Origin of the sequence: Streptococcus sanguinis SK1 = NCTC 7863, from assembly GCF_000194945.1 — a bacterium.
Taxonomy (GTDB): Bacteria; Bacillota; Bacilli; order Lactobacillales; family Streptococcaceae; genus Streptococcus; species Streptococcus sanguinis.
Map to the genome: position 1 here is coordinate 1 of NZ_GL878511.1, position 23,602 is coordinate 23,602.

The 23,602-nt window shown below is 43.9% G+C and carries 22 protein-coding genes and 1 other RNA gene; 3 read left to right on the forward strand and 20 right to left on the reverse strand.

The annotated features are described in order from the left end of the window. Positions 1–133 precede the first annotated feature (133 nt). The 3 genes from hpf to HMPREF9378_RS01845 all read right to left on the reverse strand — a co-directional run bounded on the left by hpf (position 134) and on the right by HMPREF9378_RS01845 (position 2,718). Positions 134–676, reverse strand: a complete 543-nt coding sequence (hpf, locus tag HMPREF9378_RS01855; protein WP_002903257.1) for a ribosome hibernation-promoting factor, HPF/YfiA family — start codon at positions 674–676, stop codon at positions 134–136. Between the two features lie 81 nt (positions 677–757). Then, on the reverse strand, positions 758–1,423 hold the full coding sequence (locus HMPREF9378_RS01850) for a ComF family protein (RefSeq protein WP_002903258.1): 666 nt from the start codon (positions 1,421–1,423) through the stop codon (positions 758–760). Further along, positions 1,420–2,718 carry a DEAD/DEAH box helicase gene (locus HMPREF9378_RS01845; protein WP_002903259.1) on the reverse strand — a complete coding sequence of 433 codons (1,299 nt, stop codon included), beginning with the start codon at positions 2,716–2,718 and terminating at the stop codon, positions 1,420–1,422. The genes HMPREF9378_RS01850 and HMPREF9378_RS01845 overlap by 4 nt, the downstream gene beginning before the upstream one ends. A 55-nt stretch (positions 2,719–2,773) precedes the next feature. Between HMPREF9378_RS01845 and HMPREF9378_RS01840 the strand changes: the two genes are divergently transcribed. After that, entirely contained in the window at positions 2,774–3,406 is a 633-nt protein-coding gene (locus tag HMPREF9378_RS01840; RefSeq protein ID WP_002903261.1) for a YigZ family protein, read from the forward strand. 100 nt (positions 3,407–3,506) lie between these two features. Next, positions 3,507–4,436, forward strand: coding sequence for a cysteine synthase A (gene cysK, locus HMPREF9378_RS01835; protein WP_002903262.1), 930 nt, complete (start codon positions 3,507–3,509; stop codon positions 4,434–4,436). A 104-nt stretch (positions 4,437–4,540) separates the two neighbouring features. Here the strand turns inward: cysK and HMPREF9378_RS01830 are convergent, their stop codons facing one another. The 13 genes from HMPREF9378_RS01830 to HMPREF9378_RS01770 form a co-directional block, all read right to left on the reverse strand. Next, a complete protein-coding gene (locus HMPREF9378_RS01830) occupies positions 4,541–4,903 on the reverse strand; it encodes a S1 RNA-binding domain-containing protein (RefSeq protein WP_002901252.1) in 363 nt (120 codons plus the stop codon). Beyond that, positions 4,903–6,303 (reverse strand): bifunctional Cof-type HAD-IIB family hydrolase/peptidylprolyl isomerase, encoded by a 1,401-nt coding sequence (locus HMPREF9378_RS01825; protein ID WP_002903263.1) that lies wholly within the window; start codon positions 6,301–6,303, stop codon positions 4,903–4,905. Before HMPREF9378_RS01825 ends, HMPREF9378_RS01830 begins: the two co-directional genes overlap by 1 nt. A 39-nt stretch (positions 6,304–6,342) precedes the next feature. Continuing rightward, the gene (locus HMPREF9378_RS01820; RefSeq protein WP_002903264.1) at positions 6,343–6,975 is read right to left on the reverse strand and encodes a response regulator transcription factor; all 633 of its coding nucleotides are present in this window, start codon (positions 6,973–6,975) and stop codon (positions 6,343–6,345) included. Next, complete coding sequence (locus tag HMPREF9378_RS01815; protein WP_002914269.1) at positions 6,953–7,972, reverse strand: envelope stress sensor histidine kinase LiaS; 1,020 nt, start codon at positions 7,970–7,972, stop codon at positions 6,953–6,955. The genes HMPREF9378_RS01820 and HMPREF9378_RS01815 overlap by 23 nt, the downstream gene beginning before the upstream one ends. Next, positions 7,969–8,664 (reverse strand): cell wall-active antibiotics response protein LiaF, encoded by a 696-nt coding sequence (liaF, locus tag HMPREF9378_RS01810; RefSeq protein WP_002893496.1) that lies wholly within the window; start codon positions 8,662–8,664, stop codon positions 7,969–7,971. Before liaF ends, HMPREF9378_RS01815 begins: the two co-directional genes overlap by 4 nt. 145 nt (positions 8,665–8,809) lie before the next feature. Beyond that, the gene (pknB, locus tag HMPREF9378_RS01805) at positions 8,810–10,663 is read right to left on the reverse strand and encodes a Stk1 family PASTA domain-containing Ser/Thr kinase (protein WP_002903266.1); all 1,854 of its coding nucleotides are present in this window, start codon (positions 10,661–10,663) and stop codon (positions 8,810–8,812) included. Then, a complete protein-coding gene (locus tag HMPREF9378_RS01800) occupies positions 10,660–11,400 on the reverse strand; it encodes a Stp1/IreP family PP2C-type Ser/Thr phosphatase (protein ID WP_002903268.1) in 741 nt (246 codons plus the stop codon). Before HMPREF9378_RS01800 ends, pknB begins: the two co-directional genes overlap by 4 nt. An 18-nt stretch (positions 11,401–11,418) precedes the next feature. After that, positions 11,419–12,735 carry a 16S rRNA (cytosine(967)-C(5))-methyltransferase RsmB gene (gene rsmB / locus HMPREF9378_RS01795; protein WP_002903269.1) on the reverse strand — a complete coding sequence of 439 codons (1,317 nt, stop codon included), beginning with the start codon at positions 12,733–12,735 and terminating at the stop codon, positions 11,419–11,421. Continuing rightward, positions 12,725–13,660 (reverse strand): methionyl-tRNA formyltransferase, encoded by a 936-nt coding sequence (gene fmt, locus HMPREF9378_RS01790; RefSeq protein WP_002903270.1) that lies wholly within the window; start codon positions 13,658–13,660, stop codon positions 12,725–12,727. Before fmt ends, rsmB begins: the two co-directional genes overlap by 11 nt. 83 nt (positions 13,661–13,743) lie before the next feature. Next, positions 13,744–16,134 carry a primosomal protein N' gene (locus HMPREF9378_RS01785; protein WP_002903271.1) on the reverse strand — a complete coding sequence of 797 codons (2,391 nt, stop codon included), beginning with the start codon at positions 16,132–16,134 and terminating at the stop codon, positions 13,744–13,746. A 60-nt stretch (positions 16,135–16,194) separates the two neighbouring features. Further along, complete coding sequence (rpoZ, locus tag HMPREF9378_RS01780; RefSeq protein ID WP_002903272.1) at positions 16,195–16,509, reverse strand: DNA-directed RNA polymerase subunit omega; 315 nt, start codon at positions 16,507–16,509, stop codon at positions 16,195–16,197. 25 nt (positions 16,510–16,534) lie between these two features. Beyond that, positions 16,535–17,167, reverse strand: coding sequence for a guanylate kinase (gene gmk, locus HMPREF9378_RS01775; RefSeq protein WP_002903273.1), 633 nt, complete (start codon positions 17,165–17,167; stop codon positions 16,535–16,537). 185 nt (positions 17,168–17,352) lie between these two features. Beyond that, positions 17,353–18,966, reverse strand: a complete 1,614-nt coding sequence (locus HMPREF9378_RS01770) for a ribonuclease Y (protein WP_002903274.1) — start codon at positions 18,964–18,966, stop codon at positions 17,353–17,355. A 364-nt stretch (positions 18,967–19,330) separates the two neighbouring features. Here HMPREF9378_RS01770 and HMPREF9378_RS01765 point away from each other — a divergent pair, with 364 nt between their 5' ends. Further along, positions 19,331–19,813, forward strand: coding sequence for an S-ribosylhomocysteine lyase (locus tag HMPREF9378_RS01765; protein ID WP_002893508.1), 483 nt, complete (start codon positions 19,331–19,333; stop codon positions 19,811–19,813). Positions 19,814–19,915: 102 nt separating this feature from the next. Here HMPREF9378_RS01765 and HMPREF9378_RS01760 read toward each other — a convergent pair whose 3' ends face one another. The 4 genes from HMPREF9378_RS01760 to gpsB form a co-directional block, all read right to left on the reverse strand. Then, the gene (locus HMPREF9378_RS01760) at positions 19,916–21,373 is read right to left on the reverse strand and encodes a cell division site-positioning protein MapZ family protein (RefSeq protein WP_002914271.1); all 1,458 of its coding nucleotides are present in this window, start codon (positions 21,371–21,373) and stop codon (positions 19,916–19,918) included. Positions 21,374–21,385: 12 nt separating this feature from the next. Then, positions 21,386–22,540, reverse strand: a complete 1,155-nt coding sequence (locus tag HMPREF9378_RS01755) for a THUMP domain-containing class I SAM-dependent RNA methyltransferase (RefSeq protein ID WP_002914272.1) — start codon at positions 22,538–22,540, stop codon at positions 21,386–21,388. A gap of 285 nt (positions 22,541–22,825) precedes the next feature. Then, an RNA gene (gene rnpB, locus HMPREF9378_RS11395) (RNase P RNA component class B) lies at positions 22,826–23,193 on the reverse strand. A 21-nt stretch (positions 23,194–23,214) separates the two neighbouring features. Beyond that, positions 23,215–23,577 (reverse strand): cell division regulator GpsB, encoded by a 363-nt coding sequence (gpsB, locus tag HMPREF9378_RS01750; RefSeq protein WP_023917285.1) that lies wholly within the window; start codon positions 23,575–23,577, stop codon positions 23,215–23,217. Between the last annotated feature and the right edge of the window lie 25 nt (positions 23,578–23,602).

Consider the following 23,602-nt stretch of genomic DNA (forward strand, 5'->3'; position numbering starts at 1 on the left):
GAAGTTTATTTTTTGAACCTAAAAACATTTTTTATTGTCTAGTGCATAGGGTGCTTGTTCTTTGTCAGCTGACAGTCTGACTTTCTATAATCTAAAAAGATTGAGAAACTTGCTCTCAACCCTTTTTTCTTATTTATTTAACTTCCAACAGACCAATATCTCCATCCTCACGACGGTATATAACATTTGTGCTGCTGTCCTCAGCATCGGAATATATGAAGAAATCATGACCCAATAAATCCATCTGCAGAATCGCTTCTTCCAAGTCCATCGGCTTCAAATCTATATGTTTTGAACGGACAACTTTTGACGGAACTTCTTCTGCTTCTTCAGCAAAGGAATCTGTGAAAAGCTGGCTTGTAGCAACTTTATTGCGATTCTTTCTTTCAATCTTGGTTTTATTTTTGCGGATTTGGCGCTCAATCTTATCTGTGACCAAATCAATTGATCCATACATGTCCTGAGAGATATCTTCTGCACGAAGAGTGATGGAGCCTAGCGGAATTGTCACTTCCACTTTCGCAGTTTTTTCACGGTAAACCTTGAGGTTCACACGCGCATCAAGTTCTTGCTCTGCTTGGAAATACTTCTCAATCTTCTCAAGTTTAGAAACTACGTAGTCACGGAGAGCATCTGTTACTTCTAGGTTTTCACCACGGATACTATATTTAAGCATATAAGTACCTTCTTTCTAAACATAAATGTTTTATTTATAATATCATTATAACGCTTTCATTCCTTTTTTGCAAATTTTTTCTTATCTTGCGATTGAAAATGTCAAAATTTCTTTCACTCCTGCTTCCAGCAAGATTTGCTTAGCTAATTGCAAGGTTTTTCCAGTCGTATAGATATCATCAACCAGCAAAATTTTATCTGGTAAATCAACTCCATTCTTAATTTTAAAAGCCTGCTGCGTCTGCAAACGCTCCTCACGTGTCTTGCTCGACTGTGCTAGAGTGTCTTTTTTCTCTAATATATTTCTATATGACAAGTTTCCAGCATCTAAAATTCCCTGCACTTGATTAAATCCTCGAACTTGAAATTTTTCGTTACTCACTGGAATCGGAACAATGGTATGCTCTCTAAACATTTTGACTGCTTTTTTAGTTGCTTTTGCAAATACAAAACGCAGTGCATAGTCTCCCTGAAACTTGTATTGACTGAAATAATTCTTCATTGCTTCATTATAGGTAAATAGTGACTGATGCTGGACTTGATTGCCCTCTTTCTCCCATTTTTGGCAATCTGTGCATAAATCTGATTTCCCGTTGCGAAAACATTGAGGGCAATGCTCTTCAGATATGCATTCAAATTTTTGATAGCAAGTTGAGCAGCAGCTTGGTCCTTCTTTTTTTAATAGAAAAAGCCGTAAAAAACTACCTTTCTCCTTAATTTGCTCCTTACATAAAAGACACTCTGTCATAATCCCGCCTCCTTATTCATATCCCTCATTTCTCGAATTGCCTTTTCCATAGCAAGGGTAGTCCCATCATGAAAAAATAGCAACTGTCCAGTCGGTCTATCCATACTACGGCCAACTCGGCCTGAAATCTGAACCAGAGCACTACGACTGAACAGGCGATGATTGGCTTCCAAGACAAAAACATCCACGCCAGGAAAAGTTACTCCACGCTCTAAGATAGTCGTTGTCACCAAAATAGTGATCTCCTTGCGACGAAACTGCTCGACAATCTCTAGACGATTTTCTGTTGTAGAGGCGACAAAAGCCAGCTTTTCATCAGGCAGAGCTATCTGCAAAGCATGAGCAACATCCTCTCCTCTTTGAATTTCTGCAGCAAATATTAAGAGAGGAAATTGAGTCTCCCTCTGTTTTTGTATATATTTTAAAAGTTTAGGTGCTATTTTCTTCTTCTGAAGATGTTTTTGAAAATCAGATAACCAAATTTTCTGAGGGATGGTCAAGGGATTACCATGAAATCTTCTGGGAAGACTCAGGCGTTTCAACTCACCTTTTTGAACTCTTTTATCCAATTCATCTGTGGAAGTGGCTGTCAGAAAAATAGTTGTAGCATCCTCTTTAACTGAACGCTCTACAGCGTGATACAGTATGGGATTATCCACATAAGGAAAGGCGTCTACCTCGTCCACAATCAACAAATCAAAAGCCCGATAAAATTTTAAGAGCTGGTGGGTGGTCGCAATTACCAAGGGGCTGCGAAAATAAGCTTCTGACTCCCCATGCAGAAGGGCTATTTCACAAGAAAAGTCTTCTTTTAGGCGCCGATAAAGTTCTAAACAAACATCAATCCGCGGACTGGCCAAGCAAACAGACCCTCCTCTATCAATAACTCTTGCAATCACTTGGTAAATCATTTCTGTTTTTCCAGCGCCAGTAACAGCATGCACTAACGTATTCTGTCTTTTCTCTAGCGCATCCAGTAAGCCTTTGGAGACCTTCCCCTGAAACTCTGTCAGTTGCCCCTGCCATTTAAGCACCTGTTTTTTAGGAAAATCCTCTTGAGGAAAATAGTAAAGTTTTTGGTCACTCCGTACCCGGCCCAATATTAAGCATTCTCTACAATAATAAGCTCCAACAGGTAGCTGATTTTCTCGTTCAATCAAGCTGTTGCAGCGTCCGCAGTGGAGCTTGCCTTTTTCTTCTCGGATACTGGGAATTTCTTTTGCTTGTGCTCGCAAGCTAGACTCTAACTGACTCTCTGTAAATATACGTCCTAAACAATCTTGCAACTCTAACATACTTATTTATTCGTAATTTTTTGGCAAAATTCATATTTTCTTGTAAAATATAGTTATGGAATTTAAGACAATTAAAGAAGATGGCATGGTTCAAGAGGAAATTAAAAAATCCCGCTTTATCTGCCATGTAAAACGAGTTTACTCCGAGGAAGAGGCTCGCGCTTTTATCACTGCTATAAAAAAAGAACATTACAAGGCCACTCATAACTGCTCTGCTTTTATCATTGGGGAAAAGAGTGATATAAAGCGAACTAGCGATGATGGTGAGCCCAGCGGAACAGCCGGAGTTCCTATGCTGGGAGTCCTAGAAAAGCACAATTTGACCAATCTTTGCGTGGTGGTTACTCGCTATTTTGGCGGTATTAAGCTAGGAGCCGGCGGTCTGATTCGAGCTTATGCCGGCAGTGTTGCTTTAGCTATTAAGGAGATTGGACTGGTTGAGATAAAAGAACAAGCTGGCCTGCGCCTAAGACTGTCTTACAGCCAATATCAGGATTTTACTAATTTTTTGAAGACAGAAAATCTTGCTGAATACGATACTGAATTTACAGATACCGTCTCCACCCTTCTTTTTGTTGATAAAGGTGAAAGAGAACTGCTCAAAGATAAGCTAACTGAGTTTTTTAAAGGCAAATTAGAAATGATAGATCAAGGACTGCGCCAAGTAGAAGTCCCCTTGACACTTTGACATAAAGAAAAGCTATGGCTCTCATAGCTTTTTTATATTTTACAAAGCTCTTATTTCATTTTATACTAATTCTATTAAATTATATTGAGGTATGTATTCTATGTCACGTATTTATCAAAATATTACAGAACTAATTGGGCAAACTCCCATCGTCAAATTGAACAACTTGGTTCCAGAAGGAGCTGCTGAGGTTTATGTGAAGTTAGAGGCTTTCAATCCTGGCTCTTCTGTCAAAGACCGGATTGCCCTCAGCATGATTGAGGCGGCTGAGCGCGATGGCCTTATTAAGCCTGGCGATACCATCGTTGAAGCAACCAGCGGAAATACCGGTATTGGCCTTTCATGGGTTGGAGCAGCTAAAGGCTACAAGGTCGTCATTGTTATGCCAGAAACCATGAGTGTGGAACGCCGCAAGATTATCCAAGCTTATGGTGCTGAGTTGGTCTTGACTCCGGGTAGCGAAGGAATGAAAGGTGCCATTGCAAAAGCACAAGAAATTGCGCAAGAACGTAATGGCTGGCTGCCACTACAATTTAATAATCCGGCCAATCCAGAGGTTCACGAACGAACAACAGGAGCAGAAATTATTGCTGCTTTCGGTGAAACTGGACTGGACGCTTTTGTTGGCGGTGTCGGAACTGGCGGAACTATTTCCGGTGTATCTCACGCTCTCAAAAAAGTTAATCCGGACATCCAAATCTACGCAGTTGAAGCAGACGAATCTGCTATCCTTTCTGGTGAGAAGCCAGGTCCTCACAAAATCCAAGGGATTTCTGCCGGATTCATTCCAGAGACCTTGGATACAGCAGCCTACAACGGTATTGTCCGCGTAACTTCTGATCAAGCACTGGAATTCGGACGCTATATTGGCGGTCAGGAAGGCTTCTTAGTGGGGATTTCATCTGCTGCTGCTATTTTCGCAGCTATTGAAGTAGCGAAAAAACTAGGAGCTGGCAAGAAAGTCCTTGCTCTGGCTCCTGATAACGGCGAACGTTACCTGTCTACCGCTCTCTACGAATTTGATGCTTAGTATTTTTTGAAAACATGTCCATTTCAACTTAGCAATCGGCTATGATTTGAATGGCAATTCTATCTAAGCAAAATATCCTGTTCTCTTATGGAACAGGATATTTTTTAAACTTTTTCTTCTTTTAAGAATTTTTTTGCCTCTTTGATCCAGATAGGCAGCTGTCTGCCTAAAGGCTCAAAACCAATTTTACAGCGGTCGTTTGAAAAGCGGTGGCGTCTAGGGAGGCGGTGCTTTTCTTCTTCCAGGGTCCGCATGGACAGACTGGACTTCCCAGAAAATTCATCATAGTCCACAACCTGTACTAATACCTGCTGGCCAATCTTTACACTATCATGGATATTTTCAATATAACCCGGACGAATTTCTGAGATATGAATCAGACCAATCGTACCATTTTCCAGCTCAACAAAAGCTCCATAAGGCTGAATCCCTGTGATTTTGCCTTTTAATTTATCACCGATTTTCATCAGTCTTCTACCTCAATTGTCTCAATCACAACATCTTCCACCGGCTTATCCATAGCCCCCGTCTCAACAGCTGCAATCTTGTCCAAAACTTGGTAGGACGCTTCATCAGCCAGCTGACCAAAGACAGTGTGGCGCCGATCCAAATGCGGTGTTCCTCCCTGACTGGCATAGACTTCAGCGATAGCTTCAGGCCAGCCGCCGCGGCTCAATTCCTTAGCTGAATAAGGAAGATTTTTATTTTGAACAATGAAAAATTGGCTGCCGTTAGTATTTGGCCCAGCATTTGCCATGGAAAGAGCCCCACGAATATTGTAAAGCTCAGGTGAAAACTCATCTTCAAATTTCTCACCATAGATAGACTGACCGCCCATACCGGTACCAGTAGGATCACCACCCTGAATCATAAAGTCCTGAATAATGCGGTGGAAAATCACACCGTCATAATAACCATCTTTAGCAAGGGCAATAAAGTTGGCTACTGTTTTTGGTGCCTGTTCTGGAAACAGCTGAACTTTCATGTCACCGTGATTAGTCTTGATAGTCGCTTTTGGACCTTCTGTTGCTGCAAGTTCTACTTGTGGAAAATGTAATTCTTTTTCTACCATACCTAACTCCTCTAAAGCGGCAAAAATACCGTCTTCTTCTACTGTTTTTGTAATATAATCTGCTCTTTTTCGCAGTTCTTCATGGGAAACGCCCATGGCAATGCCAATTCCGGCATAGTCAAACAATTCCAGATCATTGAGTCCGTCGCCAAAAACCATGACATTTTCAGGTTTGAAGCCCAGATGCTCGACAACCTTGGAAACTCCGGCTGCCTTGGAACCTTCTGTCGGCACGACATCTGACGAATGAGGATGCCAGCGAACCAAACGCAGATGCTCCGCTAATGCCTCTGGCAGCTGCAGGCTATCTCCTCTATCTTCAAAGGTCCAAAGCTGATAAATATCCTTGTCTAAATGAAAGTCTGGATTTACAGGCAAATCTGGATAAACCACATCAATGGCCTCTGAAATCAGAGAATTTCGATTGGACAAGGCTGCTCCATGGCTGCCGACCAAACCATATTCAATTCCTTCCTCCCGAGCCCAAGCAATATAGGATGTCACTCTATCAGCAGGGATAACCGTCCGAGAAATCACCTTCCCTTTGCTGCCTTCGACATAGGCTCCGTTCAAGGTAACGAAAAAGTCTGGCTGCAAAGCTCTCAATTCCGGCACGACACCAAACATTCCTCGACCAGAAGCAATACCCGTCAAAATCCCTTTGTCCTTCAACTGCTTGAAAACTGTCTGGATAGAATCCGGAATAAAACCTGTATCCTTGACCCGAAGGGTATCATCTATATCGAAAAAGACAATTTTTATCTTTTGTGCCTTATATTTTAATTTCGCGTCCATATCTCCCCTTGTCCAATCTTAATCTTTTCTATTATACCATTAAAAGTCTTCTTGTGGGACAAGATGGTGCTGAAAAGCATAAACAACTGCCTGAGTGCGGTCGCTCACCTCCAATTTGGACAAGATATTGGAGACATGAGTCTTGACCGTTTTGAGGGAAATGAAGAGTTCATCCGCAATCCGTTGATTCTCATATCCCTTGGCTAAAAGTCCTAAAATATCACGCTCACGAGCTGTCAAATCTTCATGGAGCTCGATATGGTTACGATGATATTCCACTTTTTTGCTGACCTCTGTTTCAATGGCAAATTCTCCCTTGGCCACTTTTTTGACGGCACGAAGAATTTCTTCAGCGCTGGAAGTCTTAAGCATGTATCCATGAGCGCCTGCATCCAGAACAGGATAAATTTTTTCATTATCCAGATAAGAAGTCAAAATCAGAATTTTTGCTTCCGGCCACTCTTTTAAAATAGCTAGTGTCGCTTCGATACCATTCATTTCAGGCATGACGATATCCATGATAATCACATCTGGACGATCTGCCAAAGCCTTCTCCACACCTTCTTTGCCATTGACTGCTTCAGATACTTCTGCTATATCATCTTGCAGTTCCAAGTAACTTTTCAATCCCAATCTGACCATCTGGTGGTCATCCACTAACAATATCTTCATGATCTTCTCCTTCTAGTAAAGGTATCGTGATTTCAATAGAAAGACCTTTTCTGGGGGCTGTCAAAAGCTTAAAAGTACCCGCCATATCCCGAACACGGTCTTCCATATTTTTCAAGCCGTAGCTGAGTTCATCTTGAGCCAGCGGATCAAAACCGACGCCATTATCAGATACCTTGATTTTAAGCTCATTAGGTGCCTGATAGAGGTAAATATCCAGCCGACTGGCTTGGGCATGCCGTAGTGTGTTGTTGATAATTTCCTGCATGATTCTGAAGACATGCTCCTCCATCTGTTTGGGTAAATGCCCAACCTGATGATTGAAGTGAACATCAATGTCGCTTTTATCAGTCAGCTCCTTGATAATCACATCCATACCTTCGACCAGAGTCTTATTTTCCAACTCTGTAGGTCGCAGGTGGAGCAAGAGAATCCGCAAATCCTTCTGGGCTGTGTCAAGAATATCGGCAATCCCCTTGAGCTGCTTTTGCAGTTTTTCTCCATCAAGCCGTTCTACATTTCCAGCCACTCCCGAAAGAATCATATTGGCTGCAAATAATTCCTGACTGACAGTATCGTGCAAGTCACGCGCAATCCGCCGCCGTTCTTTTTCGATAATTTTTTCTTCTGTCTGCAGGGATTGATTTTCAGACTTTTGGAGATTTTCTGTCAGACGGTGAAGCCTTCTCTCAAGCTGATGCAGAGAGCGATCCAGCTCGGGCTGATCTGTCGGCTCCAGCCTCCGTCCATCCAGCAAATGCCGAAGATTTTTTTGCACATGGGCTACCGATAGATATTGTATCAAGCGGGCCGCAATCACAATCAGAATGGTCAGTGATAAACCGATAATCACAACAAAGAAAACGAATGACTGCAACAGCTCCAAATCATTAAAGAGTTCCTGCCAAGTGAAATCAAAAATATTGAAAATATAGTGAAAGATGATAAATAAAACAAAGAAAGTATAGAGGAGAATGAGAAAATAATTTGATTTCTTCACTTTCTGACAACCTCCACATTTCCTAAGAAGCTGACGAGGACAATCTTCACTGTCTTATTGGCTCGTTTATAGTCTGGTGTCGTCAGCGAAATGGTTTCGTTGCGTAGCTTACGAGATGGATGATGCAGAAAGTTCAGCTCCCCGTAAAGAGTATTGATTTGCAGCTGAATTTCCACATCCAGCGGCACAATAATCTTGGTATCACCAAAACCCTTTCGAATGACAATGACATTATCATGGTTGACCAAAATCACATCTTCCAAATGAATGGTGTCTTTCCCAACAATGCGCAAGAGATTGATGTCGTGAAATTGACAGCTGTCCTTAGAAAAATGCTGCAGGTCCCCCAACCAGCGATTCTTCTCACTCTGAATTTCCACATCTTCTTCATAAACGAGATGGGTTTCTTGATTTTCCTTATATATATAAGGATAGGCCACAATCATCCCATAAACCAGCGCAAATAAAAGGGCAGCAATGACATAGGGATTGAGCATAATAATGAAAAACAGCATAATCATGGAAGCGACCAGCAGAAAATTCCCTTTTTGCTTGCCGAAGTAATAATAGAGCAGCAGCAAAAAAAGGACCAAGATAATGACAACACGTGAAAAATCAGCTGCCAACATGGTAACCAATGCCATGGATAGTAAGACTGTTTCAACAAAGACAAATAATTGAACCTTCCACATAGCCTTTTCCTTTCTCTACCTTCCTATTTTAACAAAATTAGACCAAAAATCCTCCGTCCAAGGCATGAAATGGGGAAATTTGTCCAGCAAAAAAGAAAAAACCATCCGTTTTAAGCTGAAAAACTTAAAATGGATGGTTTATTAATCAACCATCAGATGAGCTGGAACTAGTTCCATGTCCGCTATCTTCAGACGATGAGCTGCTCTTTGAGCTGCTACTAGACGATGAAGATGACGAGCTAGATGACGATGGTGTCGTTGCTTCTGTCACATAAAGAGTGATTTTTTCATTAGATTTGAGGTCAATTGTCTGACCTGCCGCTGGTGACTGGGAAGTTACCAAGTCTGCCTGAGTCGAAGTGACCGAACGGTCAACAACTCGCTCAATTCGAGAAGAAGAAATTCCCATTTGGATCAAGTAAGAACGAGCATTAGCGTAGGTGTACTGCATGCTGCCAAAGTCAGGCATGGATACACTAGTTACTTCTTTGGCCACTGTCAACTTGATCTTATGATTAGAAGTCAAATCATAGGTCGAACCAGCTGCCGGTGACTGACGAATGACCTGACCTGGCTCGTACTCGTCCGATTCCTCCTCAACAATCTCAATCAATTTCTCAGAAACATTATAGTTTGTTTTCAAATTTTCAACTGCGGCTGATTTTGCTTGTCCGACATAATCTTCCATTACAAAGGTCTTGGGTCCCTTGGAGATAATCAGGTCGATCTTACTGCCTTCACGGCGCTGACTATTGGCCTGTGGATCAGTTTTAATGACTTTGCCAGATTCGACATTGTCGCTGTATTCTTCCTTTTCGTCTCCGACAACCAGCTTCTTAGCTTCGATAGCGGAGCGAGCCTCTGCTACAGTCTGACCAGAAACATCTGGCACGCTGGTATTGGACGGGCTGTTATAGAGAAGGACAACAAAAGCTGCCAAAACCAATAAGACTGCAAAGAAAAGCACCTTGTAACGCGTTCTCAAACGACGTTTCTTTGGAACTTTCTTAACCGCATCTGGTGTCTCTTCCTTAACTTCAGTCGCTTCCGCTTTAGGCGGTGTTGACTTAACAGGTGGAACTGCTGGCTGCGGTACAGGTGAGATTTTTGGTAAGGTCTTGGTGTCTGCTTTCGCTACATCATCAAAGACTAATTTCTTTTCATTACGACGCTCATAAGATAAGCTGCTGGACAAGTCAACATACATCTCTGCAACTGACTGATAACGATCCGTCAGTTTTTTGGCTGTCGCCTTAATGACCACATTTTCCAGGGCTTGAGGCACATTAGGATTTTCAGAAATGATGGATGGCAGCGGCTTTTGGAAATGCTGCAGGGCAATCGTAACGGCACTATCCCCATCATAAGGGATATGACCAGTCAGCATTTCATAAAAAATAATCCCCATCGCATAAATATCACTCTGAACAGTTGCTTTAGAGCCACGCGCCTGCTCAGGTGATAGATAATGAACCGAGCCTAGCATTGAGTTAGTCTGAGTCAGACTTGTCTCTGCAAAGGCCACCGCAATCCCAAAGTCTGTTACCTTGGCATTGCCATCTGGGGTCAAGAGGACATTTTGTGGTTTCAGGTCACGATGGACAATACCTCGTGTATGCGCCAAGCGCATTGCCAGCAAGATTTGTCCCATGATTCTGACTGCTTCTTCATTTGAAATCGGAGAATTCTCTTTGATATAGCGCTTGAGGTCAAGACCTGCCACGTATTCCATAGCCAGATACTGCTGGCCATCTTCTTCCCCAATATCAGTAATCCGAACGATGTGCGGATGGTCCAAGTCAGCCATCGCCTTGGCTTCCCGCTGGAAACGCGCGACAGCGATAGGATCTGTCTGGTAATTGGTCCTAAGAACCTTTACCGCAACTTCCTCACCATCCAAAATCAAGTCCTTGGCCAAATAGACATCTGCCATGCCTCCGCGGCCAATCTGCTTGATGATTTTATATCGCCCGGCAAAGATTTTGCCGATTTGAATCATGCCTTATCCTCCTTGTCAAAGCGAACCAGAGCAACTGTGATGTTATCCAGCCCTCCAGCATTGTTGGCAAAGCGAATTAAGGTTTGTGTTTTTTCAGACAGGCTGATGTCACTGGTGACAATGTCACAAATTTCACTGTCAGAAATCATATTGGTCAGACCGTCACTGTTGAGCAGAAGATAGTCACCATCCTCCAAAGTAATCATGCCATAGTCAGGCTGCACTTCGTCTTTTTGACCAATAGACTGGGTAATGATATTCTTCTGCGGATGACGCTCCGCTTCTTCTGGAGTAATTTGTCCAGCTTTCAACAAAGCATTAACAAGCGAGTGATCATTGGTCAGCTGACGGTATTCATCACCGCGAATCAAGCCGATACGAGAATCGCCGATATGAGCATAGATAGCTTGATTATCAATGATAGCCAAGGCTTCCAAAGTCGTGCCCATGCCCTTGTATTCTTCATCTTGACCAAATTGATGAATGCGCTGATTTTCCTCTTCCAAGTGCTCCGCAAACCATTCACGCACCTGATTCACCGAATCAATCTGTGTATCAACCCAGGCAGCTCCTAAGTCTGTCACAGCCATTTCACTGGCAATGTTTCCAGCTCTGTGACCGCCCATACCATCTGCCAAGATGATCAGGGTCTTGCCTGCCCGATTCACAAAAAGATTGGCATAATCTTGGTTATTTGTACGCTTTTGACCAACATCTGTTAATAATGAAATTTCCATACTGTCAGTTTCCTCCTCTTATTCCGATATCTTCCTAAATTGACTGATAAAAAATCCGTCGCTTTCATATAATTCCGGCGTAATCAAGATACAGCCGTCTTTGACGATATCTTTTCTTTCATGGTCTAATAAGACTTGCTCAAAGTTCGGATGACTGGCCAGAAATTTCTTGACAACCTCAAAATTCTCTTTGGCCATAATCGTGCAAGTACTATAAGCTATTATACCACCTTTACGTAGACTTTGACAAACGCTGTCTAGTATATCCAGCTGAATTTTTTGTAAATTCTCAAAATCTGCATTTTCTTTATTATATTTTATATCTGGTTTGCGGCGAATTAAGCCAATACCTGAGCAAGGAGCGTCCACCAAGATTTTATCGAAAGCATCTGGGCCAAATGTCTCAAACACTTTGGTCGCGTCTAGCTTTTTAGTGGTGATTTTATCTGCCAAGCCCAGTCTTTTTGCATTTTCTTCTACGAGTTCTAACTTATGATCATAGAGGTCCAAAGCTGTAATGTGGCCGCTCGTCAGATAGGAAGCCATGTGGACAGTCTTGCCCCCCGGTGCACTGCAGGCATCCAGAATCTGCTCCTCACCTTCGATGGCCAGAGTAGGAGCCACAAGCTGGCTAGACTCATCCTGAATCGTAATCGCTCCTCTTTCAAAGAGCTGATGCCCAGCAAAATGCCCCTGTCTTTTAACCAAGGCTGACGGAGATAAAAGCGAGTTCTCAGCCCCTAAAAGCTGACGAAGCTCTGCCTTGCGCGACATATCCGTCACGCGAATGCTGGCCTTGCTGCGAACAAAGAGACTGGCAAAGATAGCTAGAGCTCTTTCTTCGCCAAACTCTTCTATCAGGTCTTTGACCAGCCAGACCGGCAAAGAATACTGGATCGAATAGCGTTTGTTTTTGCGCTTGATTGTTTCAAAATCAGCCACACCCTCACGCTCAATCCTACGTAACAAGGCATTGACAAATTTCTCGCTGCCGCGCTTACGGATTTTCGCAATTTCAACAGCCTCATGAACAGTTGCATGCTGAGGGATTTTATCCAGATAGAGCATCTGGTACAGACTGAGCATAAGCAGAATGTAAAGCCAGTTATCTAATTTGTCCCTATCCTCAATCAGATGGGATAGATACCATTCCAAAGTGATTTTCCGAGCAACTGTGCCGTAAACCAGCTCTGTTACCAGACCTTTATCTGCTTGACTCAGCAAGCTTTGATTCAGAGCCCGGTTTAAGGCGATATTGGAATAGGCTCCTTCTTCAAAAACTTCTTCCAAAATTTCCAAGACCTGCCAACGGGCCGTTTTTTGCTTACTTTCCAAAAGTATCTCCTAGGGACAGGCTGCGGCCCAGTCCATTCAAAAAATCAACGATAGCCATCTTGGGCTTACCAGCAGGCTGAACCGTCTTCAGCGAGAGGGCTCCCTGACCAGCTGCAACCACCAGTTCTTTTTTACTAATAGACAATATCTGTCCCGGCTGACCGCTGCCAGCTACCATATCTGCTTCATAAATCTTAAAGCGTTGTCCCTGCAGCAAGGTATGAGCTACTGGCCAAGGATACATGCCACGAATTTGATTGAAAATTTGTCGGTTTGTTTTGCTCCAGTCTATCCGCTCTTCTTCTGGGCTGATATTCGGAGAGAAAGTGACCTGGCTAGGATCCTGTGGCTGAGGAATAATCTGCCCTGCCCTATAAGCTGGCAGCACATCCAATAACAGATCTCGACCAATAATCGCCAATTTTTCAAAGAGAGTTCCGACATTATCTGTCTCTTCAATCGGCGTCGCCTTGCTGGCTATCATGTCTCCAGCATCCATTTCCTTGACCATTTCCATAATTGTAACACCCGCTTGCTCATCGCCATTGATCAGAGCATAGTGAATGGGCGCACCACCTCGGTATTTAGGCAGCAAGGAGGCATGAACATTCACCGCAAAGTCAACACTGTCCAGCAAGCGGCTAGGCAAAAACTGCCCAAAAGCAGCTGTGACAATACCATCTGCTTCTAAGTTCATCAACTCCTCTAAATCCGAGCTTTGAGCCAGCTTTTCCGGTTGATAAACTTGCAGCCCGTATTCCAAGGCCAGCTCTTTTACTGGAGTCATGCGAATCTCTCTTTTACGGCCGACGGCCCGGTCCGGCTGCGTCACCACTGCTAACACTTCGTATTGCCCGCTGTCCAGCAGCCCTTTTAGGACAGTCGCTGAGAAGTCCGGTGTTCCCATAAATATTATTTTCATCATTTTAAACTATTGATTCCTTCTTTGTTCCTTCCCTTATTATATCAGAAGTCGTCTACAACAACCTTAATCTCGGCTAAAAAGCTTTACATAAAATTTTGTGGTTCATTATCAATTGTCAGGCGTAAATCTTTATTGTCCCGATTTTGTGTCCAGTCCAAGACTTGATTTAGCGTCGCCTGCAGCTTGTCCTCAAAGCGATATTTGAGAAGAATCTGATAATGATAGAGATTGTGGGTACGGGCAATGGGCTTCGGCGTTGGACCCAGGATTTGCACTTTTTCTGACAGACCGCTTCGCAGAATATCCATAACTTCATAAGCTTTTCGCACTGCTGTCTCTTCATCCTTGTGTGACAGAGTCAGGCCGACCGTAAAGTAATATGGCGGATAGCCTAGCTGCCGGCGGATTCCCATTTCATAAGCATAAAAGCCCTCGTAATCCTGCTGCTTGGCAAATTCAATGGCATAATGATGAGGATTGTAGGACTGGATAAAGACCTGACCAGCCTTTTCAGCCCGACCAGCACGGCCCGCCACCTGAGTCAGCAGCTGGAAAGTTCGCTCTGAAGAGCGAAAGTCCGGTAGATTAAGAGCAGTATCCGCATTGAGAACGCCAACTAGCGTCACATTTGGAAAATCCAATCCCTTGGCAATCATCTGGGTTCCTAAGAGAATATCTGCCTGCCCTTGACCAAAACTTTCTAAAATGGCTTCATGACTGCCCTTCTTACGGGTCGTATCTACATCCATCCGCAAAATGCGAGCCTGCGGAAAGAGCTGAACCAGCTCATCATAAGCTTTCTGCGTCCCAGTACCATAATAGCGAATGCTACGGCTGGCACAGTTAGGACAACTCTGAGGAATATTCTTAGTAAAACCACAGTAGTGGCAGTTCATGGTCTTAGTGTCCATATGCAGGGTCAGAGAAATATCACAGTTGGGACAGCTGTCAACGGTCCCACATTCCCGACACATAACAAAGCTGGAATACCCCCGCCTGTTGAGCATAAGAACCGTCTGCTCTCCCTTATCCAGACGATCTTGAATAGCCTCTAGCAGGACTGGGGTGAAATTACTGGCTTCATGCTGCCCGATATAATCTCGAAAATCCACCACTTCCACTTGAGGAATCTGCGCCAGCGGATTTGCGCGCTTGCTGAGCACCTGAAAATCATAGACACCACGGCTTGCTCGAGCACGGCTCTCCAAGCTCGGAGTCGCCGACCCCAGCACTAAAACAGCTTGATTGTACTGAGCTCGCAGGAGAGCCACCTCTCTGGCATGATAGCGAGGATTGGAATCCTGCTTGTAGGAGGATTCATGCTCTTCATCAATGATAATGGCTCCAATATTTGTCAAGGGAGCAAAAATAGCTGAACGCGCGCCGACAACGACCTGGGCAGCTCCTCGCTCCACCTTGCGCCACTCATCGTATTTCTCACCGTCAGACAGGCCCGAATGCAAAATTGCAACTTGGTCGCCAAATCTAGAAATAAAACGATCTGTAACCTGTGGAGTCAGAGAAATCTCTGGAACCAGCATGATAGCGGCCTTGCCCTGGGCCAGTGCCTCTGCGATGACCTGTAGGTAAACTTCGGTCTTCCCACTGCCTGTGACCCCTTCTAAAAGGACTGGCTGAGAATGACTCTGAACAATTTTCTGAGTGATTGCTGCAACCGCTGCGGCTTGTTCATCATTTAAGGTCAGACTTTGCTGCTGACGTTCCTTTAGGAAATAAGCAGCCGAACGGCTGATTTCTCTATCCTCAATGCTAATTAGATTTTCTTTGATAAAATAATTGATAATATCGCGCGAAAAGTTTTCTCGCAAATCAGCCAAGAGCTGGCTGTCCTGCTGCTCCAGCAAGACTTCTTTTAATGCTTGTTTTTTCTTGGCCTGTCGGGGAAAGTCATGATTTTGCAAAGCGGTATGATTAACCTGATACCATTTCTCAGTCTTAATATGCTTCTTGTCCGTCGCCTGATACTCCAGCCGAATGCGGCCAGTTTGGGTCAGTCGCATCAGCTTGGCCTGGCTTTTCTTGTCCAAATCAGAGAAGCGAAGACTGTCCTCCTGACCAAAGATAGCTGAGCGTTCCTCATCATTCAGCAGCTCTGTCGGATAGAGCAGTTTATCATAGCTGGAGTTGAGAAGACTAGGCAGCATGGCCTTTAAAAGGCTAATCTTATAGGAAAAGACTGACTTGCGCAGCTCGTCCGCCAGCCAGAGCTGTTCCTGATTCAGCACGGGACTGAAATCAAGGACTTCCGCAATCTCCTTCAGCTCTTCTCGGTCTCCCATCATCTCATCAAAGCCGACCACAATCCCCTGAATCAGGCGATTTCCCTGCCCAAAAGGGACATGGACCCGCATGCCAGCCTCCAGCATCCCTGCAAACTCTTCTGGAATAGCATAACTATAGGGCTTGTCCGTCTGCATCAGAGGAACATCCACAATAATCTTTGCTACCTTCAAATTCTCACCCCACTTTCCTCAACATCATTACAGAAAAAATAAGATTGAGCATCCCCAACCTTAAATCTTCTCACCTTCTTCTTTTTCTTTAGCGATTTGCTCTTTAATCTTGCGTTCTTCTTCTTCTTTACGAAGGAGCTCTTCTTCTGCCCGACGGCGAACAGCCTCGCGCTTGCCTTCTGGATCTGGATGGATAACAACATTACCGGATTCAATTTCTTCCAAAGCACGAAGAGTGGATTTGACAGACTTGAATTCCTGCGTAGCGGGAGCTCCAGCTTCAAGCTCATGAGCGCGCTTAGCTTCTAAAATAACCAAGGAATATTTTGACGGAACCTTGTCCAGCAAAGTGTCAATAGACGGTTTTAACATCATAATTTTCTACCTAATTTCTAACTTTCTATCGAATAATCGTTTCATTTTTTGGAAGCATGTCCTGATAACGGCCGATAACACGGTCTACTCGGAAATGCTCTGCTTCAATCACGCGCTTTACACGGTCGGCAGCTAGCGGCACCTGATCATTGACAATGGCATAATCATACTCGCGCATGAGGGCAATTTCTTCTTTGGCCTTTTCAATGCGTTGGGCGATAATCTCCGCACTGTCTGTTCCACGGCCGACCAAGCGGTCTTTAAGTTCTTCTAAGTCTGGAGGAGTCAAAAAAATAAAGACGGAATCTGGAACTTTTTTCTTGACTTGCAAAGCTCCCTGAACCTCAATCTCTAGGAAGACATCAATACCTTTATCCAGCGTTTCATTGACATAAGTCAGAGGCGTCCCGTAGTAGTTTCCTACATACTCTGCGTACTCCAGCATCTGGCCCTGACGAATCAGCTCTTCAAACTCCTCGCGAGTTCGGAAGAAATAGTCAACTCCATCCACTTCGCCTGAGCGCTGAGGACGAGTCGTCATGGATACCGAGTACTGAAATTGGTTATCAGTGCTTTCAAAAATTTCTCGTCTAACAGTCCCTTTTCCTACACCAGAGGGACCAGAAAAGACGATTAGTAAGCCTCGTTCCGTCATCATGTCTCCTTCACAGTCTTTCTATCTAGTGTAACAAAATTAGGCTGATATTTCAAGAGGATAGGAAGAAATGTATGTGTCTAGAGTTTTGAGAAAATAGAAAAAAAGCAAGTAATCATACGGAAAATAAAATAGACCAGCAGAACATTCAAGAAAAAAGCAATCTGTTACCAGACTGCATTTCTTCTTTATTTTGCGTAATCAACGGCCCGCATCTCACGGATAACCGTTACCTTGATATTACCTGGATATTCCAAGTTATTTTCGATCTTTTCACGCACATCGTGAGCCAAAATCGTAATCTTGTCATCCTTAATCTTGTCCGGCTGAACCATAATCCGGATTTCACGGCCAGCTTGTAAAGCAAAGCTGTTCTTGACTCCCTTGAAGCTATTGGCGATTTCTTCCAAATCTTGGAGACGCTTGATATAACTTTCCAGAGATTCACTGCGGGCACCTGGCCGAGCAGCACTGAGTGCGTCTGCAGCAGCTACGATAACAGCAATGACACTTTCTGCTTCCACATCTCCGTGGTGGCTGGCAATGGTATTAACAACAACTGGATGCTCCTTGTACTTACGAGCCAGTTCTGTCCCGATTTCCACGTGGCTGCCTTCAACCTCACGGTCGATAGACTTGCCAATATCATGGAGGAATCCAGCACGGCGAGCTAAATTAGCATTTTCACCCAGCTCAGCAGCGATGATACCGGAAAGCTTGGCCACCTCAATAGAGTGTCGAAGGACGTTCTGACCATAAGAAGTTCGGAACTGCAAGCGCCCCATGATTTTCATCAAATCAGGATGCAGGTTAGGAGCTCCGATTTCATAAGCTGCGGCCTCTCCATACTCACGGATGCGATTGTCAATTTCCAGACGGTTCTTCTCAACCAACTCCTCGATGCGTGCTGGATGAATGCGACCGTCTTTCAAGAGTGCTTCCATGGTCATACGAGCAATTTCGCGACGAATCGGATCAAAACCTGAGAGAGTGACTACTTCAGGCGTATCGTCAATGATGACATCAATACCAGTCAGACTTTCAAAAGTCCGGATATTGCGACCTTCACGGCCAATAATCCGACCCTTCATACTGTCATCTGGCAGATGCACCGTTGAATTGGTTTGCTCAGCGACATAATCACCGGCAATACGCTGCATGGCTTGGACCAAGATATTCTTCGCAACCTTGTCAGACCGCTCTTTGATATCTTGCTCAGCATCCCGAATCCTAGTCGCAATCTCTTTAGAAAGCTTGTCTTCGGTCTGCGTCAAAATAATATCACGCGCTTCTGTCTGCGATAGCGAAGCAACTCGCTCCAGCTCTGCTGCCTTCTGCTTTTCAAGTTCCGCTACTTGTTCTTCACGCGCATCAATGTGTTTAGATTTATCTGAGAGACTTTGTTCTTTTTGCTCCAAAGCCTTTTCTTTGTTGCTTAAATTATCGTCTTTGCGGTCAAGAGTAGAAGCGCGCTCTGTCAAGCGGCTTTCGATTTGTTTTAACTCTTGACGTTCAGACTTAAATTCTGCATCAACTTGTTCACGATATTTTCTGGCTTCTTCTTTTGCCTCCAAAAGTGCTTCTTTTTTAAGCGAACTTGTTTCTCGCTTGGCTTCTTTGACAATCAAATCAGCTTCGCGTTCAGCCTGTCCGCGTAAATTGGTTGCTTCTTGTTCAGCATTTAAAAGAGTAAGCTCTGCAGCTTCTTTAGATGATTTCATCTTAGCCGAGACACTTACATATCCAATCACTAAACCAATGATGGCAGCAAAAACAGACGTAATTATAGGAAATAGGTCCATGTTTTTACTCCAAATCTATTTAATTGTTGAATTCAAAATTCCATACTATTCTATCACAAATCTAAAAAATTCACAAACCTATTTTTTGAAAATCAAGAAAGCTTTTGTCCAATTTTTAGAGACAAAATCATCAAGGTTTGTAGAAGCCTGAGTACCAAAACTTTTTCAAACCATAAGCACGATTGTTCAAATTTTTCATTTTTCTAAAACTTAAACTTTATTCCCAAATAAAATTTTTTTATGCTATAATCAGAGAAGAAAAGGTGTCTATGAGACAGGCTTTTTCTTCGCTAACAAGACAAATCTATGGCTTGATATCACTAGAAAAACCTTCTCGCACTCGCTACATTGTAAAGGAGAAACCATGTCTAAAGAAGTTATCGTTGAAAGCTTTGAGCTGGATCACACCATCGTCAAAGCGCCTTATGTCCGCCTCATCGGAGAGGAAACTGGCCCTAAAGGCGACATCATTTCCAATTTTGATATCCGTCTGGTTCAGCCGAATGAAGATTCAATCCCGACAGCCGGTCTGCATACTATCGAGCATTTGCTGGCTATGTTGATCCGCAAGCGCATTGATGGTATGATTGACTGCTCGCCTTTTGGCTGCCGCACTGGTTTTCACATGATTATGTGGGGCCAACACAGCTCCAGCCAGATTGCTCAGGTCATCAAATCCTGTCTGGAAGAAATCGCTGAGTCAACTAGCTGGGAAGATGTCCCTGGAACAACCATTGAATCCTGCGGAAACTACAAGGATCACAGTCTCTTCTCAGCCAAAGAATGGGCTAAGCTCATTCTTAGCCAAGGAATCTCAGATGATGCCTTTGAACGCCATGTGATTTAAAACAATAAAAAGTTCTCGAAATTGAGAACTTTTTTTGTGCATGTATAATGAAATCCATCAACAAGCTATAAAGCCAGCTGCTGAAGAAATGTTCACAGATGTCTAGAAATCAACTGAGTCAGCATGACCTGGTCCATTGCCGACGAAGTAGCCAGTCTTACAGTTGATACTGAAGAGGTAGGTGCCGTCTGGCTTGAAGAGGTTATAGTAGCCGTTTCCTTTAATAATATTGACGCGTTCCAGGATATAGTTATCACCAGAAATATAGCCACGTTCACGAGAAGTTTGCAAAATCTTCTCTAGAACGCCAGGATTGAAAGTCCAAGCTGGATTGTTAACGTCATCAATAGCTGCTTGGTTATAAGGGACACGACTGAGGTCTCTCTGCAGATTTACTCCATTGCTTGGAAGACCATAGCCAGAGTATGAGTTGGAAGCCCCTGAACCAGAAGCAGACGAGCTTGAACCGCTGCTTGTACCCGCACCAGTGCCTCCCTGATCAGTAGCAGGAGCTGGTGTTGGTACCTGTTGGCTACGTCCTTGGGCAATCGCTGCCTTTAGAACTTCATCTAGCTTAGCATTGCCACTTGATACATCTGAGAAGGTCGCATTTGTATTGGCCTTGGCTTCCTTATTCAAGATACCGTCAGTGATCGCTCCACCATCAAACTGCGAATTGACACTTTGGATAGCCGAAATCTGCTTGACCAAGGAATCATACTTGCTCTTAGCGGCATCATAGTCTTTGCTGCCTTTTAGCTTTTCAAGTAAAGTTTTTAATTTTTCCAAGTCGCCGAATTTACTGTTTTTGACAGCTGTCTGATTGCTATCTGTGAAAAATGCAGCATATTCATCATTAAAGGCCTTCAAATTCTTGGCAGTATTATCAGAGCTAGAGGAAGACGAGCTCTTTTTGCTGGACTGCGATGTTGAAGAACTTGAGCTTGTAACAGTCTTGTGCCCCCAATTATGCCCCAGAGCAAAGTAAAGCCCTGTACCCGCTACAGCAATCCCTAAAAGTCCTAAGACTGGATAAAGGAAAGCTTTTTTCTTGTAGAAAGGCGTCTTAGGAACCTGTAATTCCTTCTCATCAAGCGGTTCTGGAATAGGACCGTAAGATGTCTTTTGAACGGGAGCGGCAGGAACCGCATCTTCCTGCTCTGAGCGTTGACTGCGAGAACCTAAGGGATTTGGAGCTGCTTCTGGCTCACTCGCTGTCTCAGTGCTTGTCAACTGAGCTGTTGGAATCTCCTGTTCACTTTCAACCTCTTGCCGTCTTTCTTTGATGAAATCGGTCAAATCAGAAGAGGCTTGCTCAGCTTGAGCCGCTTCCTGCTCCTGCAGCTTTCTGATTTTCTGGGTTTCAAATTTTCCTGCTTCGATTTCCTGACGGTGCTGCTTGATATACTTATCCAGCACATTGTCGCTTTCATTCACACCGGCTTCCAGCTCCTCTTTCTTACGAGTAGCTTGTCCGACTGTCATTTCCTTGGCCTCTTCAAAATCAAGAACAGACTCTTTCTTTTCTTCTTCCGGTGAGTAGTTTTCTTCTTTCGTCACGGCAAATCCTTTCTAATCTAACTGACGTTTGACTCGCTGGCCAAAATACTGATATAAATCAACTTTTAAAGTTCCATTATAAAGTTTGCGTTTTTTATCGGCCTGACTGCCATATTTGCTTTCAAAAGCTTCATCGCTAGTCAGGATAAACTTGCTCCAGGTTTTGAGCGGAGCAAAGGTTTCTCCCATCTCCTGATAAAGACGAGTCACAGCCTCATCATCTAGGAGGCGCTCCCCGTATGGCGGATTAGAGATAATCACACCATTAATCTTATCTGTATGCAAATCTTGCAGACGCATCTGCTTAAAGCGAATCTGCTCTGCTACTCCTGCTTGCTCAGCGTTTTTTCGAGCTAGTTCTACCATACGGCCATCGATATCCGATCCAGAAATATCCAGCTGGACGGTCTGATCAATCCGACTGAATGCAGTTGAGCGAGCCTGGGCTACCAGATCTTTATCCACCCAATTCCAGTCTTCAAAGGCAAAGGAACGATGGAGTCCCGGTGCCATCTTCATCCCTATCATAGCTGCCTCGATACAAAAAGTACCAGAGCCGCAAGTCGGGTCTATCAAAGGCTTATCTGGATACCAGTTGGACAGGAGTAAAATAGCTGCTGCCATATTCTCCTTGATCGGTGCACCACCTTTATCGGCCCGATAACCACGTTTGAAGAGGCTGGATCCTGTCGTATCAATCAAGACTGTCGCTACATCTTTTAGAATAGACACCTCTATCCTAAACTCAGCTCCATTTTCCTGCAGGGGCACCCCTTCCGGACGTGCATAATGCTTCTGCAGCTTCTTGACAACTGCCTTTTTAGAAATAGCCTGAACACTAGGTTCATTGTGAAGTTTTGACTTGACGCATTTAGCCTTGGAAATAGGAAATTTAGCTCCCAGCGGTAGATAATTCTCCCAATCCAGAGCAAAAACTCCCTGAAAGAGCTCTTCAAAAGTCTTGGCTGGAAAACTGCCAACTACAATCTTAATCCGATCGGCCACGCGTAGCCAGAGATTGGTTTGAATAATGGTACTGACATCACCCTCGAAGCGAACCCGGCCATTTTCGACCTGACAATCAAGTCCCAGCTCTCTGATTTCACGGCCAACGACAGCTTCTAGCCCTGCCGCTGCGGTCGCAATTAAATTAAATTTTTCTTTCATATTGGCTTTTTATATGGATTCCAATCTATACAAACAAAGGGAGTGAGACAAAAATCGTGATTTCGTCACATCGATTTTCCTCACTCTCCCTTTTTAAATTTTGGGCTGAGAAGGTTTCGCTGCCATTGTCAGCCAGCTCATTCCTTGAAATGTCCACAGAGAAAATGAAGCAACAGCTAGTTGAACTTGGCAGAGAATAGAGCGCTCAGCCACTCTCTTGCTATTCTATATATAAAATTTAAAGAGGACAGGACTTGACGTCCCAGCCTCAGCCTATATGCAATTTTCTGTAAGCCATGTTTTGTTCCGGAAATGACTAGGTACCATTTCCTTCGATAATCATCTGTCTACTGTTTCCAGTCAGAGTGCTATGTTCGCTTCCACGCACTCCATGCCCCGACCAAAGTTTGGGTTGCTAGCTTGAGGGGTTTACCGCGTTCCACTTCTTCTGTTTCCAGAAGAACTACGTCACTGTGGCACTTTCAGACCTAATCAGGCATATCCAAAGACTTAGTCCTTTCAGTCGCCGTAACGGAAAAATCCGTCCCTAGGCTTATTTCTTCGCCTAGCACAAACACTACCGGCATCACAGCCAGTGCTAGCATGGACTTTCCTCATGAAAATCTAAAATTTCCACGCGATTATCCAAAAATTGCACTGTTTTAAAAGAACCATTATTCACGATCCAGAATTTGTTTCCCGAATACTTCCTTTTCAAGACGGTTCAAGCGCTTCAAGATATCAAAATTAGTCGCAGAAGTCATCTGAGGGAAGCTTTCTGCAGTTGACTGAGTCGCTTGTGTTGATTGGACAGGCTGAGTCGGCTGAACCGGTGCTTTTTCAACCGGCTTCGCAGCCAACTCTTCCTTGAGACGGCGATTTTCCTCACGCAGCTCCTTTACCAAGGCTGCATAAGTCTCATAATCCTTGATAATATCATCCAAAAACTCATCCACTTCGGACTTGCTATAGCCGCGTACTTCACGTTTAAAATCCTGATCAAAAATATCTTTTGCTGTAAAAATAATACTTGCCATCTTCTCTCTCCAATCTAGTTTATCA